This is a genomic window from Christiangramia sp. LLG6405-1 (assembly GCF_045055805.1).
Taxonomy (GTDB): Bacteria; Bacteroidota; Bacteroidia; order Flavobacteriales; family Flavobacteriaceae; genus Christiangramia.
In genome coordinates, this window is the sequence record NZ_CP159330.1 from 873871 (window position 1) to 891284 (window position 17414).

Annotated in this window: 12 protein-coding genes; all 12 read right to left on the reverse strand. The window is 38.9% G+C overall.

The window, feature by feature from the left end; translation table 11 throughout:
* Positions 1 to 65: 65 nt before the first annotated feature.
* The 12 genes from ABVM50_RS04090 to ABVM50_RS04145 all read right to left on the reverse strand — a co-directional run bounded on the left by ABVM50_RS04090 (position 66) and on the right by ABVM50_RS04145 (position 17412).
* Complete coding sequence (locus ABVM50_RS04090) at positions 66 to 776, reverse strand: FadR/GntR family transcriptional regulator (RefSeq protein ID WP_405200085.1); 711 nt, start codon at positions 774 to 776, stop codon at positions 66 to 68.
* Positions 777 to 960: 184 nt separating this feature from the next.
* Positions 961 to 1872, reverse strand: coding sequence for a polysaccharide lyase family 7 protein (locus ABVM50_RS04095; protein WP_405200086.1), 912 nt, complete (start codon positions 1870 to 1872; stop codon positions 961 to 963).
* Between the two features lies 1 nt (position 1873).
* Entirely contained in the window at positions 1874 to 2788 is a 915-nt protein-coding gene (locus tag ABVM50_RS04100) for a polysaccharide lyase family 7 protein (protein ID WP_405200087.1), read from the reverse strand.
* Positions 2785 to 3762, reverse strand: coding sequence for a PKD domain-containing protein (locus ABVM50_RS04105; protein ID WP_405200088.1), 978 nt, complete (start codon positions 3760 to 3762; stop codon positions 2785 to 2787). Before ABVM50_RS04105 ends, ABVM50_RS04100 begins: the two co-directional genes overlap by 4 nt.
* A 24-nt stretch (positions 3763 to 3786) precedes the next feature.
* Positions 3787 to 5211: a RagB/SusD family nutrient uptake outer membrane protein gene (locus ABVM50_RS04110; RefSeq protein ID WP_405200089.1), complete on the reverse strand. Its 1425-nt coding sequence runs from the start codon at positions 5209 to 5211 to the stop codon at positions 3787 to 3789.
* A gap of 27 nt (positions 5212 to 5238) precedes the next feature.
* On the reverse strand, positions 5239 to 8292 hold the full coding sequence (locus ABVM50_RS04115; RefSeq protein WP_405200090.1) for a SusC/RagA family TonB-linked outer membrane protein: 3054 nt from the start codon (positions 8290 to 8292) through the stop codon (positions 5239 to 5241).
* Positions 8293 to 8648: 356 nt separating this feature from the next.
* Positions 8649 to 8993 carry a cupin domain-containing protein gene (locus ABVM50_RS04120; protein ID WP_405200091.1) on the reverse strand — a complete coding sequence of 115 codons (345 nt, stop codon included), beginning with the start codon at positions 8991 to 8993 and terminating at the stop codon, positions 8649 to 8651.
* A gap of 7 nt (positions 8994 to 9000) precedes the next feature.
* Positions 9001 to 11244: an alginate lyase family protein gene (locus ABVM50_RS04125; protein WP_405200092.1), complete on the reverse strand. Its 2244-nt coding sequence runs from the start codon at positions 11242 to 11244 to the stop codon at positions 9001 to 9003.
* A gap of 81 nt (positions 11245 to 11325) precedes the next feature.
* Positions 11326 to 13512 carry a heparinase II/III family protein gene (locus ABVM50_RS04130; RefSeq protein WP_405200093.1) on the reverse strand — a complete coding sequence of 729 codons (2187 nt, stop codon included), beginning with the start codon at positions 13510 to 13512 and terminating at the stop codon, positions 11326 to 11328.
* A gap of 97 nt (positions 13513 to 13609) precedes the next feature.
* Complete coding sequence (locus ABVM50_RS04135; RefSeq protein ID WP_405200094.1) at positions 13610 to 15922, reverse strand: chondroitinase-B domain-containing protein; 2313 nt, start codon at positions 15920 to 15922, stop codon at positions 13610 to 13612.
* A gap of 335 nt (positions 15923 to 16257) precedes the next feature.
* On the reverse strand, positions 16258 to 16962 hold the full coding sequence (locus ABVM50_RS04140; RefSeq protein WP_405200095.1) for a sulfite exporter TauE/SafE family protein: 705 nt from the start codon (positions 16960 to 16962) through the stop codon (positions 16258 to 16260).
* Entirely contained in the window at positions 16963 to 17412 is a 450-nt protein-coding gene (locus tag ABVM50_RS04145; RefSeq protein WP_405200096.1) for a FixH family protein, read from the reverse strand.
* Positions 17413 to 17414: the final 2 nt, after the last annotated feature.

Here is a 17414-nt window from a genome sequence, read left to right on the forward strand (position 1 = left end):
AGTAATCCCGGTTTAAACTTTTCTCTCAATTAACATCTGAAGGGAGCGTGCAATCCCATGTGTTTTCAGATGTCTACGTTATAGCAATATTTATATAAACTTTTGAAGTGAATTTTCATCTTTTCCTTAGCCTTAATTGGATCTTTCGCTTCAATAGCATCCAGAATAGCTTTGTGCTCTTCAATTCCTAAAAATGCCTGATTTTCATCGCAAACATGATATTTTGCGAAATTCGTGATGATCTCTGGAGTAATGGTAAGCATGAACGTGTTCATAGTACTGTTTCCACTGGCTTTCGCAATTGCCAGGTGGAATAAAAGATCTTCCTGTACGGCATCTTCCCCATTTTCGGCTTTGATTGTATATGCCTCCAGAGTTTCTTTCATGTGTTCCAGTTGCTCTTCAGTACGCCTTAGGGCAGCTAAACGAACTGTTTTGAGTTCCAGAAGAATCCTGGTTTCCACCAGTGATTTAAAATCTGGATCTGCCAGACTTAATATATCTGAGATCATCCCATTAAGGGCAACCACTCCAATGTTTGCCAGATAGGTTCCGCTTTGAGGTACACTTTGTAATATTCCGTAGAACTCCAGAGTCTGGATGGCTTCCCTGAGATTGTTTCGGCTTACACCAAACTTTTCAGAAAGCATTCTCTCAGAAGGCAATTTATCACCCGGCTCGAGATTCTTGAAGTTTATATACTCTCTTATATTACTAATGATCTCGTTCCGCGTTTGCTGCTGAAGTTCGATTTTCGTATATCCGTCTACATTCATTTGCCGAATTTCTAAGATGCTTTAAAACTGGTTAACCAATCTGGTTATTCAAATTTATAAAAAATAATCTGAGCTGGAAAGCATTAAGCCTTTAAAAAAGACCAATTTGGATTAATTAGTGGTCCTGCCGACTTTTCAGCCGGAAGGAACACTAAAACCAACTCAAACAATATGTTATCCATGTTTAGTGAGTTACCTCAAGTTCGTAGAATTTAACCTTCGAAAAGGCGTTCTCATCTGTCGTTACCAGATAATTTCCAGCCTTGAAATAATTCTCAAACACATTCCACTTTTCCATGTGTATACTCTCATAGATCATCTTTTCATCATCGTTCAGAATAATTTCCATTTTTCCTTCTGAAGCAATTATCTCCAGTGTAAATGGATCTGAATCTACTCTTTCTGAAAAATTGAAACCTTCATCATCTCCCCAGGCGCTAGTATGTAAAATTTCCTCTTCTGAAGCATTTAAATTCTTAAGGATCTTTGTTTTGACTCTTACCTTCCCATCATCCCAATAAATTTTGAGGATTGGTGGTGCGTTATTATCATCTTCTCCAATGAGCTCCCGCTGTGAATTGGTTAATCTCCCGTGAATTTGCATGATGATCACTCTGTGAAAATCACCTTCAGCATCCCTGGAAATTTCTGGAACTGCTAAGGTTCCGCGCATGCGTCCTCCTTCTTTAAAAGTCCAGTTCTTATCATTACTTCCTGGTTCCATTTGTTCCCGTAACTCTGTTCTGGAGTAAGAGGAGTTCGCAGTAGATGATTCAGGATAGGTATAAAATACCAGAGAACCATCTGTAGAATCATTATACATGAACGGTATAAGATTCTCGTTCGTTGCATAATCGAAAATCTCCGGCGGCTCTACTTCCGAAGGATTTCCAACAGGAAGGGTAACTTTCCAATTACTTAAATCTATTTCCGGCAATTTATAGTCCTTTACAACAGGTTCTTCCTGCTCTTCACCACCTACAACCACTGGAGTTTCTGGCTCATCTGTAACGCTGTCGTCTTTCTGGCAGGAAACCAGGCTCATGCTGCACAGGCATAAGAATAAGATACTAAAGCGTTCAAAGTTGAAAAACATATTAATGGGTGACATTTAGTTCGTAAAATTTGACTTTCGCGAAAGCGCCATCGTCCCGGGTTTGCAAATAATTCCCTGCTTTAAAGTAGTTTTCAAAGATTCCCCATTTTTGCATATGGACATTCTCATACACTTTGAATTCATTATCATTTAACGAGACTACCATTTTACCTTCAGAAACATCAATTTCTAAGTCAAATTTTTTGAAACCTACTTCCTCTTTAAAAGTATAGCCTTGATCATCTCCCCAGGCTTCCTCATATAGCAAACCTTTGGGCTGAGTTCCCAGGAATTTAAGCTCCTTCGTTTTTACTCTTATTTTACCTTTGTCCCAGTAAATTTTGAGGATTGGAGGTGCATTATTGTCCTTCTGACCGATTTCAGCTTTCTGTTCGTCAGTTAATCTTCCATGAATTTGCAGGATGATCACCTTGTGATATTTACCATTCTTATCCCTGCTAACATCATCCATTGCGATACTGGCCCTGAGATTTCCGCCGTCTTTAAAAGTCCAGTTGATATCATCATCTCCAGGTTCCATCTGTTCTCTTAGCTCAGACCTCGAATACTTGGTGTTTGCAGTAGTAGCGTTGCTTGGATATGCATGGAAAACTAGAGCGCCAGAAGTGGAATCATTATACATGAACGGCTTCAGAATTTCATCTTCAGCGTAGTTCATGATCTCTGGTGGCTCCACACTAATGGCACCTCCTTTACCTTCGCCTTCAGGAATAGTAACTTTCCAGTGACTTAAATCAATCTCTGAAACTTTGTAATTCCCAGTAGAATTCGCTATTGGATCTTCACCATTTGAAGATGCGGCAGGAGCTTTACACTGAGTTAAAGTCCAGGCTGCTCCTGCCGCAATTCCAAATAAGCATAATTTTCTGGTGTAAGTACCTAAGAATTTGATCATGCTCCTGTTTCTCCTTCGCTCTCTTCTTCGCCTTCAGATTCTCCTGACCCTTCTCCTTCTTCATTATCACCGTCTGTATCTTCTCCGCCTTCAGTTTCTTCTTCAATTACAGGGATCATGGATACATCGTCGATATAGGCATCAGAGCTGTTATTTGAATCGAATAATATGGAGATTTCGCCATTGGCACCTGTTTCGAACTCGACGATCAAGGCATTGTAATTTCCTTTACCATCAACCTTGGTTCCGCTTTCCTGAGCTAGCAATGTAGCCGAATCAAATTCATCATAATTTCCTAATTGCCCGTCGATCACAGAAGCTCTAATAGAATCTCCATCGCCTTGTAAAGCGTAGAACAATGTCAGGATATACTTAGTATTTGGTGAAACTGTGATCGCCTGATAGGACTGTCTTGCATTAGTAGCACTTTCAGGATATTTTGCAGCCTGACTACCTCCACGACCGTCTGAACCTGAAATTTGATGTATACTAGCTCCACTCAATCTCCAGCAATCTCTACCGTCCTGACCATCTCCACAGGCATCGCTTCCATCCTCAAAATCTGCTTCGCCAATTTCTGGTGTTATTGCAGCCGGAACTGGTGGCTCTTCTACCAGTACTTCGGAAGTAAATGTATCTGTAACTCCAAGTTTATCTGAAACAGTTAATGTTACCGTATAAGTACCTTCATCTGGATACGTATTCGTAGGATCAAGCTCTGTAGAGGTATTTCCATCTCCAAATTCCCACATATAGTCTGTTGCACTATTAGACAGGTTTGCAAAACTGAAGGTTAAGAAATCCTCATCACTCTGCGACGCGCTAAAATTAGCCGATGGTGGAGTCTTATCTGCAATAGAACCCTCTTCTGGTAAATCGTATTCGTAATCACAGGAAATTGTAAGTCCTGCAAGCAGCATCATTGAAAAATAAAGGACACTCTTCAACTGAAACTTATATATATTGAATTTCATCTTTAAAGTTTTAATTGTTATTTCTTAATAACCTGGATTTTGTTCCATTAAACCATTACTCAGGTTTATTTCTCTCTGCGGAATTGGCAGCAGAAGATCGGTCGCACTAAAGTCATATCCGTTTTCTTGAGAGAACTCAGAAAGCACTTCCTGCGCTACTCCAAATCTTACCAGATCAAAAAATCTGTGATTCTCAAAAGCAAGTTCTACTCTTCTCTCTTCCAGAAGATCTTCCTTAGTGATGCTGGTAACAGTATCTGTTAGACCTGCTCTATCACGAATTTTCTGGAAAGAATTTAAAGCTGCAGTTGAGCTGGTTTCCTGTCCTCCTGCAAGAATTGCTTCTACATGTAGTAAAAGAACGTCTGCATATCTAATCACGATCCAGTCATTTCCGGCAAGTTCCGGGTTACTTGATGTTGGCTCGATACCAAGATCTGCATCACCGTTAGGAATATATTTTGCCACCTGGTATTGTGTTGGCTGTGCCTGATCCAGTCTGTAGGAAAAAGCAGTTCTGTTACCACCATTTGCATCCAGTGCCGCTCTGGCGTTTTCTGTCACATAATTCACTCCACTGGTTCTACCTACGGAGTTCAGCATCTCAGCAGAAAAGTTCTGACTGTCTGACGTAATATCTGAAGTATAACCTACTGCATAGATCACTTCACTATTGCTTTCATTATAAAAAACATCTTTGAAATCTGATTCCAGTGAATAGTTTCCACTATTGATTACAGATTCAAGTAATGTTTGGGCTTCGGTATAATTTGAACCTGTAGTCAGGTACACCTTTGCAAGCAAGGTTTGTGCTGCTGCCTGGGAAGCTCTGTTTCTAAAAGAATTATCCAGTCCTGAGATGGCAGTGTTCAAATCTGAAATAATTAAATCATAGATAGCACCTTCGGAAGCCCTGGTAAAAGCTCTTTCTTTTTCTAGCGGACCAATTAGTCCATCAATCAATGGTACCGGACCAAATAATCTTACCAAGTTAAAGTAAGCGTAAGCTCTTACAAATTTGGCTTCAGCTTCAAACTGCGCTACATCTTCTTCACTAGCAGCTTCAAGATTGGCCAGTACAAGATTGGCTCTGTAAATAATCTCAAAATAACTTATGTAATAGTTAGTTACAATACCATTACTGGTAGTAATTCTATAGTTTTCAAATTGAGCAGCCTCTCCCTCACGAGATTTTGTACGAGTGTTGTCACTACGCATTTCAGTAATGTAAAATTCTCTCTGTATACTGAAGTTGTCGTCCAGATCATTCGAATTTACACCCTGAATAGCATCATACATTCCAATTACCGCAGTTTCCACTTGCTCGCTGTTCTGGAAGTAACCTTCCGCAGAAATTGCAGACTCAGGCTCTGGTTCCAGAAAGTCTTTTCCACACGAAACCATTGTCAGGATCGTGATTCCAAGGATTAAGTATATTTTTTTGTTCATAATAATGTCTTTAAAAAAGTTCTTTGATTAAAAATCGGCATTGATCCCGATGGATATGGTTCTAAAGAGTGGTGAACCTGCTCTTTGATACCCATATGTTGTTGGCGATGTATCATCGATACTCTCCGGGTTGAATCCAGTATAATCATCGGCTGTCCAGTATTTAAGATTCTGTCCTGCTGCATAGACTCTCAAGCTCTTCAATCCTAATTTTCCTGTTACCTCCACTGGTATATTGTAACCAATATTCACATTTCTAAGTGCAACGTATGATGCATCCTGTACGATATCATCTGTAAAGATCTTTTCTCTTATAAAATCCTGATCTGGTGTGATCGCCGGGTCAAAATCTGCTCCACTATTAAAGTGATTGAAGATATATTGATCTCCCATGTTTCTAACCTCAGCACCATGACTTCCCTGAAAAAGGAAACTAATATCCAGGTTACCAATTCTGAATTCATTCGTTAAACTCCAGATAAGATCCGGGTAAGGATTTCCAAGAATCGTCTTATCATCGTCATCTATTACCCCATCCCCGTTAAGATCCTTTACATATACATCCTGAGCTTCAGCTCCAATCGGGAAATATGGTCTTTCACGAAGTTCTCTTGGAATATCTCTGTCTACAACCCATCCATAAAAAGATGAAATTGGCTGACCTTCCAAATTGATCCATTCTGCTGCTCTTTTATCATCTACAAGACCAATCTGGCCGTTAGAATCTGCAAAATCTGTTAATTCATTTTTGTTTCTAGAAGCAAGAACTGTAGTATTCCATCCAAAGTTGGAGTTTGCAAAGTTTCTGGTACGAAGCTCAACTTCAACACCGCTATTTTCAACCTCACCAATGTTTACAAGAGCATTTCTAAATCCTGTAGAAGCCGAGATCGGGTTGAAAAGTAATAACTGGTCACTGGTTCTTTTATAGTAATCTACAGATCCAGTAATTCTGTTCTTTAGGAATCCAAAATCCAGACCTGGGTTTACTTCCTGAGATCTTTCCCATTGTAGATCTGGGTTTGCAATGTTCAGGGCAACGAAAGCTGGTTGTACTGCTCCGCCAATGGTTGCTGAAGATGGTCCTAACAATGGTAATGATGGATAAAGATCTATAATATCTGAATTGGTATCCAAGTCCTTATTTCCTGTAAATCCATAACTAACTCTGAATTTAAAGCTACTAAGGAAATCATTCTCCTTTAAAAAGTTTTCTTCTGCGATATCCCAACCTAATGAAATCGCCGGGAAATCACCATATTTTGAATCTGATCCAAATACAGAACTTCCGTCTCTTCTATAACTTACAGATGCAAGATATTTATCTGCATAAGCCCAGTTGATTCTCGCAAAATAACTCTGAAATCTCTCATCGTATATCCATGAATCTATTTCTGAAGCTACCGTAGCCGCAGATAAAGTTCTAATTAGATCTGAAGAATATCCAGTTCCAAGGGAGTAGCTACCTTCATAATCCCACTGCTCAAAGGTGATTCCGGCAACAGCATCGAATTCATGCTCTCCAAAAGTCTTGTCATAAGTAAGGTAAGTTTCAGAAGCAATATGAATTCCTCTTTCATTCTCCACATTATAACTGGCGTCTGAAGCACCGTTTCGGCTTGAAAGAACTCCCTGCCATCTATCCCGCATGGTATGCTGGTAATCTCCGGATAGTGTCGTTCTCAAATTAAGATCATCCATGATCTCGTAGTCTGCATAGAAATTTCCAAATACTTTGAATTTATAATCATTTCTATCTCTTTCCAGAACCTTTGCGGCTGGATTAGTATTGGAAGTATCGCTTATGTCTATTAAAGTTCCATCTCCAAAAAGATCATAATTGTCAAAATGTCTTTGTACAGCATAATCTCCTACAGCTACATCGGGATATACGTTCCTATCTACAAACTGAATGGTGTTCTCATCGTGGTAGATTGGCAACCATGGCGGCTGACGTAAGATATCATGAGTAGATCCATCAAAACGTCTGGTATCTGTATAAGATGGTGCAAGGTTACCACCAAATCTAAACTTGTCACTAACCTTAGTATCTAGCTTTAATCTAAGATTGTATCTCTTGTAATCATCTGTTAGCAATACCCCTTCATCATGAAGATATCCTAATGAGATGCTGAATTTTGTATTTTCTGTACCTCCACGCGCGCTTAATGAGTGATTTTGGATCAAACCACCATCGAAGATATCATCCTGCCAGTCACGATCAATACCAATCGCCTGAATATACTGTGTTCTTGGAGAAAGTTCTCCGGTTGCTGCAAGTTCTGCCGCAGCAGTTTCAGCAACAGAAAAGTAATACGCATCACTTTGTCTTGCTTCTTTATAACCACTATAACCCTGGTAACTAAAAACTGTTTTACCTTCTTTACCTTGTTTCGTAGTAATAAGGATTACCCCGTTTCCACCTCGAGAACCATAAATTGCTGCTGAAGCGGCATCTTTTAAAACATCAAATGATGCTACCTCACTCATATCTAAACTTCCCAGAAAATCATTGTCTACTACAAGACCATCCACTACAATTAATGGAGCAGAACTACCGGTCAAAGACCCCGTACCTCTAATTCTAATGGTAGGAGCAGCACCAGCCTGACCATCGGTTGCCTGTATATTTACACCAGAGATTTGACCTACAAGGGCATCATCCACACGTGCTACAGGTAATTGATCGAGATCTTCGTTCACTACACTGGATACGGCACCCGTTAAATGACTTTTCTTTCTGGTCCCATAACCAATTACAACAGTTTCATCAAGTAATTGAGAATCTGATGCCATGGAGACATCTAAAGTTTGCTGACCGTTATAGGTAATTTCCTGACTAACAAAACCAAGATAAGAGAACTGTAAAACGTTCCCTTCTACTACATCGATTTCGTAATTTCCGTCAAAGTCGGTTACAACCCCGGTAGTTGTACCTTTAATAACAACACTAACTCCTGCCAAAGGAATAGCATCCCCTTCCGAGATAACTGTACCTGAAAGTGAGTAGCTTTCCTGAGCAATCAGAGCTAAATGACAAATTAGCGCCATTAAGAAAATTGCTGTTTTCTTCAAGTTCATAAGTTTTTAATTTAGTTACATTGATTAAAATAGTCCTAACCGAGAAAAAGTATTGACAGACAATGGTGGTTAATGTCTATGTAGTTACTTATGAAATTGTATCTTTGCATTTCATGTTAACTATTAAGTAATAGACATGGTTTAAACGACTTCTCTCAAATGAAGTTTAAGTTTTAAAGGATAGGCGTGCACCTATCCTTTATTTTTTTGACCATTCCAAAAATAACTTTTATTGGTTATCCAGATTGGTTTCCCAAACTGGTTTACCAAATATATGTTATTTTATTGTTAAGTAAAAAATTAATCTGACAAAAAATTATCCTTTTTTTTATCAGATCTATAATTCAGTATAATTCCTAGAAGAAATCTTCTCTTATTGGACTGAAGACATCTATCAACACACCTTCTTCTTTACAAATAGCACCATGCATTTTGTGAGGTGGTATATAAAACGAATCACCGCCTTCCATCATTTTTGTTTCATCGCCAATAGTTAGCTCAAATTTTCCACTTTCCACATAAGTTACTTGTGAATGATGATGCTCATGCATTGGTCCAACTCCTCCTTCTTTAAAATGTACCTTGGCCAGTAAGATCTTATCATCATATCCCATAATTTGTCTCTGCACACCTTCTCCAACGGTTTCCCATTCGATTTCCTGTGCTTTCATGAATTCCTTGCTTGTTCCTAAATCTTTCATTTTCTATTTATTTATTGATTATTGTATAGGGTCCTTCCCATTTGAACTCCTCTTTATCTATGATTAATTGATGTTGTTCATCACCAGAAGCCTCCTGATTACTCATAAGAAATAAAATTCGTTCGCCGTTGTGTCCCGTGATCTGCACAGCTGTATATTCTGGAGTATCTGTAATCACTTTTAGATCCTTAACCTGGCTAAAGCTATTTTTTCCCAACTCTGTCACAGGATCATAACTTCCATGTGGTTCTAATACGGTGACGAATAATGCATCTTTTACATTTTCCTTCCGACTAATAAATACCGGATCACGTCTTAGATTGAATTCAGGGTCTGTGGCTCCAATTCTTCCCAGTATTACACGATCATTGCTTCCCAAGGCTTGAGTAAGCGTGTAGAATTTCCTGTTATTGGACCAGGTAAACTTAGTATTAGACTCACCAGCCTTACCACGGGACTCAACCCATAAATGCTGATATCCGTTTTTGCTTCCTAACTTCTGCAACTCCTCTGGAGTATTAATCTCGAAATTGGTGTCGATGATCTGTCCCTGATAATAGAATGGTAGATCGTATTGGTTTTCTTTCTCTCCCTCTAATCTAAAAATATCCAGAATCACGGGCTTCTGAAAAAGCTCATTTTTTAGCATGACCATTGTACGATGCATTTTTGTCCCGGGATAAGCATTTGTATCTATAGCACTTACTATTTTAATATCATCTGAAGTGAAATTTGAAAAATATAACTCAGGATTATATTTACTTCCTTTATCAAAATTACCATCGAAATGCGAGGTTTCATTTTGCACAATCGTATTATGAGCAATGCTTTGTTTTGCCCAGCTGGTATTTTCTTTCAAATATCCGCCACCATTCTTAGGTTCTATATTCACAAATCTTGCAAATCCATAATCCTGAATGATTTCTTCTCCTTCATTATAAAATGAAAATGAAAGCTTATCATAATGACCATGACTATCTCCCTGCGATGTGTATTTATAAACCAGCGAATAATTGCTACCCGGTTTTCCTTGTCGTAGGATGGTGATCCCTCCTTTATTTCCTTCCGGACCGTCTGATAGGTTCATGGAATTTTTTTCGAAATCCTGAATTTCTCCAGATTGGATTGCCTGTGCCACAGCTTTACCAGCCTCATCAAGAGTCACTCTAGCCTGCTTTTGTGCCACAGAAAGCAAGCCAGGTGATCTATCGCCATAATAGTAAGCTGCATCTACCGCGATCACGATAGATTGATTGTAAATAGACATTCCTTTTTGAGCATCATTCAAAGGGAAGAAATCACCATCTGCATCTGTTAGATTGAGTAAAGCGTTCACAGCTTTGATTAGCACTCCATCTTTGTGTTCAAATATCTTAATGTCTGGTCTTTTATCTTCAAGCGCCTTGGCGAACATAATAAAAGGATACATAGCATAGCGCTGGTAGTATGGTCCTTCAGTATAGTAACCAGATGGAGAAAAAGCCTCATCCAGGTTTGCCAGGAAACCAGCTTTTTGCCCTTGTTTCAGGATACGCCCACCATCATCATCACGAGCATCTTCAGGAATATTAGTGTTTTTTATTCCGTATAAGGCACGGTTCACCAGTTCATCATTATCCATGACCAGCCCGATCATCCCGACAGCGGCATTTCCCCATGTACTATGATTATGAATTCTATTGAAGAATTTAGGATTTTCAAGAGAAAGGAAGTCGGCGTAGGGCAGGAAAAGATCCTTTTCCAGTTGTTCTCTCTCTTTTTTATCAAGATAGTCGTAAATACTACCATATGCCTGGCTCATTGCGACAAGCCAGTTAGAATCATTCAGAGATTGCCAGAATAATTTCCCTCTGGCATAGGATCTTTCTTTAGGGTGTAAAGGCAATTCTGGAAACATCGCCGCATATTGCATCAACATTTCCTTGATGTAGATCGCATACTTCTCATCCTTTTCAATTCTGTAAAGATCACCAGCGTTTTGTGCAGTTGCGTAATTTTTTTTATGCCTTTCATGGGTATAGCCCCCCGCGAGATCTTTTGGTGTCGGCACGTCTATACCTCTTGCGATTTCTGCATCTACCTCTTTCTTTATCTTCTGAAGAGTTTGATCAAACAGGGAATTTTTATCCAGGTTTTGTTTTACAATCGCTGTTTGAACTGGTTTTTCTGAATTGTGGTTCTGAGCATAAGTCGTAGTACTAAACGCGAGTAAAAATGTGCACAGATGAAGGACTGAACTATTTATTTTCATATAATGTTTTTAGAATCTTAGTAGCAAAACTGCCGTTAAAGCGGTACTTATTAAATCGTAATTCACAGGTAGAAATCAGGCTTAATTGATCACCGTATTCTCTCCTGGAGCAATTTTTAATTTCTTCAGTAATTCTGAATCTTTATTTATTTGTACGTTTATCGATTTTCCTTCCAGTGATTGCAAATGAATTTGTCCCTTCTTCATTTTAAAATAAATGTCTGTTGGTGTTTCAAAAATCAATTCCGTAGTATCTATCTTAATGCCTTCCGTAGAAAAGAAGAATCCTTTTCTATCCTTAGTAATAGCTGTTGCATTTTTCCCAGCTATTTTCCAGAGAGGATCATTTAAATCCCAGCCAGCTATGACCGGAGAATCTGAATTTTCATCTATTCTGGCATCAAATACTCTAAAAGGGTGTAGAATAGTAAGAAAACGGTGATTCTGGGCAGCTTTCTTATTTACAACAGACCATTGCTTTCCTCTTGCACCAGAGCTTTCTATCCCGTCGATATTTTTAAGCTGAAAAATATCCAGTCCAGATCCATCTTCAAAAGTAGAACGAAGCAATCCTTTATTGTTTTCTGAAGTATAGTGCCCCTGCCAGATCTGTTTGTAATCATGAGGTTTTTCCGAAGAAAATGCATCTACTACGATCCAGAAATCATTCTTTACAAATATGACTTTCCGGGTATAATCCACTCCAATTTCTGAAAAACCATCGTGTGTTCCTACAAATAGATCAAGCTCTGCCTGCGTTTTAAATACCTTGGTTTCAGGAGTTGGTAATGTTGCGAATTTCCCAAAACCACTTCCTCCCTTATTGGAACGATAATCCTTCCCCTGTAGTTCATCATCAACCAGGGCAACATTCTTGACCAGTGAATTTTTGAATAATTCCAGATCTTTAAGATAGTATCTAACCTGGTAATTAGGTAATAGTACTCTTCCATTAGCCATCGCCTGGATTCCAAGCACATCTCCATGCTGGTGATCTGGCTTTTCGTCATCAACTCCGGCTGAAATTGCCATCATCATATCTCCCTTTTCCCAACCTTCACGCATGATATAATAACCTGTGACTGGAAATTCCAGTGATCCAAATTCGGGAACTTGTTTTTCTATAGTTTCAAGACGAAGCAGCTGCTCTTTACTTAGATACCAGAACATATCGGGATCTACTTTATTTGTGGCAAAAAATCCAAATTGTGGATCGTCGAACAATAGATATCCCAGGGTCATCGCTCCAGAAATATCATTTTTTTCAGCCCATGGAGCATCGGTATCATCTGAAAAAACAGGCGCTGAACCATCTGGATAGGCAATCTTTGCCAGAGTAGTAAATAGAGACTTCAGTTTTTCTTCCCAAACGCTGTCTACCTCGATCTGGCTGTTTCGCGCTAGTTGAAAAACATAAAAGTAATTCTTAATGTCACTCATATGATAATGCACGGTTCTTTCAGATTGAAAACCATCAGCATTTATTTCCGCAGAAAGATGTTCCTGTAATAATTGCATGGAATGAGCATACCATTCCTCTGTACCTTCAAAATCTCTGAATAAAATACTGAGCATGGCCAGAGCAGACATTCCCCTGGTTTGATGATTTCCTGGGGTAAATTCCTGGTTGTTCTCGTACAGATGCTGCCCGTGTTGTAGCAAAGTTGCAATCGTGGTTAGCTGATCTTTATCTGAATAATCCTCTTCTCCCAGGAACATATTATGAATTTGTAGCCAGTTCAATACCCGGTAGCCAGAACGAAAAGCTTCGTAAACTCCATTTCCATCTTCAATAGTTTCATAATTTCCAGCCTCGAAAGCATTGTTTAAAGAATTCAACTGCGAGGTAAAATAGTCCAGATATTGAGAATCCTGATTCCTGTAATTATATAGAAAAGCGATATCCAGCATCTTATGCTGTCGTGCCAGATGTCTCAAAGCATAGGCATCCACAGGCTGCCCGTTTAGATAATTGAAAGGTAATTTCCAGGTGGTTGCGCCGGGATATTTTGACAAATGATCCTCGGCTCGTTGCCGGTGATGTGATTCGATTTGTGGGTAAACTGAATTATATTGTTCAAATTTGGAACTCAGATTCTTATAGTTATAGAAATAACGTTGTTGAAATTTTTCTCTGAGGTATCCTGCAAGCTTAGCTTCAGTTATATCTTCCCCAAGGTTTTCTTTGACTTCAGTATTTAAATAATTTGAAAGATCTGTGGTTGCTATGATTTTATCTGCTGAGATATTCTGAGCCTGAACATGCAATGCGATTAGAAGCCCAAGAATTGTCGGGATCTTTTTAAGAATTCCAGATATAGTGAATGATTTAATAATAGTAATTTTTAAAAGGTTAGATGGTTTTTTAGTACATCAACTTCTGCTTCAGGTTTTCTTCGATCTTGATCTCACCGCTATTTTCCACCGTATTATTGACTGGTTCCTGTCCTTTGGCACCCCAGAGGATCGCAATGAACTTTACCTGATTATCAACAAAGGTATTATCAGCAAGTTCCAGGTTTACGATTCCACGGGTTCTCAATAAAATTTCTGAGTTTTTGGAGTTCCCTGAGTTCTTCACCGTATTCCCGCTAAACACAAGGCTTCCCCCTATGGTAGATTCATCGTAACCTCCACGATAATAATTCAAAACTTCTGTTTCTATCTGCTCAAAAGTGGAATTCTTTACGAGCACAAATTCGGCATTGTACTCACCTTTATCATCAGTTTCTTCAGCAAGACTTAAACCGGCGTTGAGATTTTTAAAATTTGAATTTTCTATAGAAATAGTATCTGCGAAAGCACCTTTAGATACCTTTAAAAGCTGATCAAAATTTTTGATCTCAGTACCGCTGATCCATAATTCAAAAGCAGCAGACATTTCTTTATCCTGCGTTTGGAATGCATTATTCCCGGTGACACCCTCAATTTCCAGATTCTCGATTCGTAGGCTTGCCCGAGGTTTTAATCTAAATGCAGGATTATCCTGATTCGTGCTAAACTTCAGCTTTGCTTTGTTGTTCTTGTTTTTAGATCTAATGGTCAGATCTTTATCTACAACCATCGATCTGTCTATTTTATAATTCCCGGAAGCCAGTTCAAGAATATCTCCCGATGCTGCATTCGCTAATTTCTTCTGAAACTCTTCCGCATTATTAACCTGTACAATACGTTCTGGAGCAGCGTTCTTTTCAGACTTAAACCAGGAAGGACCGTAAATTTTCTTGTCGAAGAGTTTTGTATCATTGGAAACAGGAGTTATGATGGCTCCTATTTGATCATTGTCCTTCCGAGGCTTACCAAACAAGTCTTTGGTAATATTCTTGAAATCGAATCCTTCGTAGACATCTGTGAATTTCTGTTGAGGAACTATCAGGTGTTCTGAAACTTCCTTAAGTTCAAATTCTCTGGTTTCGATACCTGTATTCTGGATCTCACCTTTATTCTCATAACTAAGAATATTCTTTTTAAAGCTCACCCCGTCAACCGTATCGTAAGCGACTATAGGTGTTGTCTCTTCCCGATCACCGTATATAAGGTTATTAGCCACGATCACTCGCTCCGGTCTTGCAGACCTGATCTCGGTAGCTGGAAGCACATCACTTTTGTCTGTGTTTGAGCCTACACTAAAATGCCACGGAGATTTAGTTTCAACAAACGTGTTATAAGCCGCAACCACATCGGTCACCTGGTTATACCTGTTCAATGGGGATTTTGGAATTCCATTCATCACTGCCAGCGGACTTCTAAACTCCGAACCTTTTAATTTATAGAAATAGTTATTTGTGATCCAGTGTCCGGTATTGATCACCCGAATCCCTCCAATAAATTCTGAATTATCGTTTCCAATAAAGATATTTCCATCGATCGTAGCGTAATTGCCGTGTCTTAAGACCAGTGAACCTTCAGATTCGAAGAATACATTATGACTGAAAGTATTAAAATTAGATTTGCTGGAAATGATCTCCACCTCGCCGTTGCACCTGTAAAATAAATTATTGGAAACATTTACATAAGCCGGTGTCATAGATGTTTCACTTGAACCTATCTGCATAGTTTCGGCGTGAGGACCACCTTTTCTAGGCCTTGGCCCAAAATAATTGTTAGTAATATTATGATGAGTATTGATGTTTTCATTTCCCTTCAAATACACTCTCAAGGTTGGTCCGGAATTAGATTTGCCTGCCAGGTAACAGTACTCCATCGTATTATTTCTCCCCCAGAATTCGATCCAGTGATCCTGAGTTTCCCTACTTAATTGCGTGTAGTCTTCGATCACACAGTTGGTGAGTGTTGAATTATTTGCAATATGATCATTGTCTACCTTAAACTGAATTACTGAACCTGAAGGTGTGTGACCATTTCTAAAGTATAAACCATCTACGATCAAATAATCACCGCCAATTTTAAGATTAGATTGACCTCCCAGAAATACCTTACCTTTTTCCTGGGCCATGATTACTATAGGAAGCTCCTTCGTACCACTCGCCTTGATTTCTATTTCTGAATCTTTCCAGACCCCATTTTCCATTTGTATGGTATCACCAGGAACCACACTTTTTAGTGCCAGGTTTAATTCTGAAATGTTCTGAACCCTTGTTATTCCGCTGCTTTGAGTAGTTTGAGAATAACTTAAATGGAATGCAATAAGTAATAGAAAAGAAGTGAAAATGCGCATATAAAAATGGTTTACCAATCTGGTTTACCAAATATAGCGGTAATTATGAGCCCTGCAAAAAAAGTAAGGAAATTTTCTACATATCGTAGTTTTACTGCCAAATGTTAGAAGGTTTTTGCAGTTATCTACAGAATTCCATTAAGTATCTACCTGCGAACGCGGTCTGGATCAATTGTTTTAGATATAGTTTCATCAAATTGTTAAGGATTTCTTCCGAAGGAGATACGTTCAACTTAAAGCTGAATGATATCCTGAAAATTTAATTATGAAGAATGAAGTTATGGAGACACTAGGAGAATTCTGCCTGATACCGGGATAAGTCTAAACAGCAGTTTTCAAGGTTGGCATTCCATCACTGCGCCTGTTTTCATGATAGGTTCTGCCGGGGAGACATAAGGAATACCCAGCCCCATTCCTCTAATGATAAATAGTATGGCGATGATGGCTATAAAAACAGGGATTAGCTTACGAATGTATATTCTGTTTTTTACAGAAATCACATTACTCAACCAGATTGCACTGGTCATCAACGGGATGGTTCCAATTCCAAAAATGACCATATATAAGCTACCGTATAGTGCGCTACCTCCGGCAACTGCTCCAAATACTGCCATATATACGAGTCCGCAGGGTAAAAAACCATTCAGGAAACCAACGGTAAAATAGGTGTCTGGATTTTTCTTTTTCAATTCCTTACCAAGGTAGTTTTTCAGATCCTTCACTACTTTGAAATTAGCATTTTCAGGATTGAATCTACCTAGTTTTTTCTTCGGAAGAAGTACAAGAAACAGCATAATGATCCCGATAATGATAGATAATTGCTGTTGAAGGCCAAATAGAGACAGGCTTTTTCCGGCAATTCCAAATAACAGTCCTATGGTTCCGTAGGAAAAAAGACGGCCAGAGTGATACAAAAAGATTTGCAGGAATTTCCTGAATTTATTTTCCCTGTCCAGAGGAAGCAAAAATGCTATAGGCCCGCACATACCAATACAATGGAAGCTTCCAAGTAATCCAAATATGAGCGCAGAAAACAGCATTTAGTAGACTATTTCAGTTTTAAACATGAATTCCTTTTCGCTATTCTGCCAGGTGACCTTGACATTCCATCTTCCATTCACAAGTTGATCTGTCGGGATCTCGAATTCAGAACTTTTAATTTCAGAAAAGGGAATATTGAAATCAAGTTTTTTGTTGGATGGTCTGTAAAGGCTTACCAAACCCGTGGTCTTTTCAAGGTCAATCCCTTCAGGAAAAAGTACTATTAGACTTTCACCTTTTCTTCTAATGCTAATCTGCTCATTGAGTGCAAGAGCATTTTCCTGCGCATCTATATCCTGTTGATAATGCAACTCTGCCTTATAATAATCCTCTACCACAAGATCATGGTCATAGTCTGAACTGCTCATCATGGTGACGACAAAGTACATGATGAAGCTAATGAATGCGAGCATTCCAATTACAATTCCGGTTCCCCAATTTATCTTCATAA

Bases quoted from the DNA above. Each gene is read 5' to 3' on its own strand.
- ABVM50_RS04090 (WP_405200085.1), bottom strand. From the start codon at position 776: ATGAATGTAGACGGATATACGAAAATCGAACTTCAGCAGCAAACGCGG.
- ABVM50_RS04095 (WP_405200086.1), bottom strand. From the start codon at position 1,872: ATGTTTTTCAACTTTGAACGCTTTAGTATCTTATTCTTATGCCTGTGC.
- ABVM50_RS04100 (WP_405200087.1), bottom strand. From the start codon at position 2,788: ATGATCAAATTCTTAGGTACTTACACCAGAAAATTATGCTTATTTGGA.
- ABVM50_RS04105 (WP_405200088.1), bottom strand. From the start codon at position 3,762: ATGAAATTCAATATATATAAGTTTCAGTTGAAGAGTGTCCTTTATTTT.
- ABVM50_RS04110 (WP_405200089.1), bottom strand. From the start codon at position 5,211: ATGAACAAAAAAATATACTTAATCCTTGGAATCACGATCCTGACAATG.
- ABVM50_RS04115 (WP_405200090.1), bottom strand. From the start codon at position 8,292: ATGAACTTGAAGAAAACAGCAATTTTCTTAATGGCGCTAATTTGTCAT.
- ABVM50_RS04120 (WP_405200091.1), bottom strand. From the start codon at position 8,993: ATGAAAGATTTAGGAACAAGCAAGGAATTCATGAAAGCACAGGAAATC.
- ABVM50_RS04125 (WP_405200092.1), bottom strand. From the start codon at position 11,244: ATGAAAATAAATAGTTCAGTCCTTCATCTGTGCACATTTTTACTCGCG.
- ABVM50_RS04135 (WP_405200094.1), bottom strand. From the start codon at position 15,922: ATGCGCATTTTCACTTCTTTTCTATTACTTATTGCATTCCATTTAAGT.
- ABVM50_RS04140 (WP_405200095.1), bottom strand. From the start codon at position 16,962: ATGCTGTTTTCTGCGCTCATATTTGGATTACTTGGAAGCTTCCATTGT.
- ABVM50_RS04145 (WP_405200096.1), bottom strand. From the start codon at position 17,412: ATGAAGATAAATTGGGGAACCGGAATTGTAATTGGAATGCTCGCATTC.